The following is a 531-nucleotide window of genomic DNA, read 5'->3' as shown; positions in this document are numbered from 1 at the left end:
CGCCCAGCGCGTTGCGCGGGGTATGGCACGCGCCGCAATGGCCCAGCCCCTCGACCAGATACGCCCCCCGGTTCCAGGCGGCCGAGCGCGCCGGATCGGGCACGAACGGCGACGGGTCGTGGAACAGCGCGTTCCACCCCGCCATGATCGGCCGGATGGCGTACGGGAAGGCCAGCCTGGTCTGCGGCACGACGTTCCGCACCGCCGGCTGCGCCATCAGATAGGCATACAGCGCCTGCATGTCGGCCTCGTCGATCTTCGCGAAGGCCGTATAGGGAAAGGCCGGATAAAGATGACGCCCGTCGCGGCTGATCCCGTGGCGCATCGCCCGGGCGAACGCCGCATAGGACCAGCGCCCGATCCCCGTCTCCTCGTCCGGCGTCAGGTTGGTGGAATAAATGACGCCGAACGGCGTCTCCAGCGCCAGCCCTCCGGCATTGACCACGCCGCCCGGCGCGGTATGGCACACCGCGCAATCACCCGCCGCCGCCGCCTGCCGCCCGCGCTCCACCAGCGCATCCGAAAATAGCG

At 70.2% G+C, this 531-nt stretch carries 1 protein-coding gene; it reads right to left on the bottom strand.

Annotated features, from left to right (window positions below):
- The coding region (locus HUK84_RS22545) for a c-type cytochrome (RefSeq protein ID WP_317135334.1) at positions 1-511 on the bottom strand (511 nt) is incomplete at its 3' end.
- Positions 512-531 lie beyond the last annotated feature (20 nt).

Origin of the sequence: Nguyenibacter vanlangensis, assembly GCF_013376155.1 — a bacterium.
Taxonomy (GTDB): domain Bacteria; phylum Pseudomonadota; class Alphaproteobacteria; order Acetobacterales; family Acetobacteraceae; genus Gluconacetobacter; species Gluconacetobacter vanlangensis.
The sequence above is the reverse complement of the archived record's forward strand: the minus strand, read 5'-3'. Positions and strand labels throughout refer to the sequence as shown.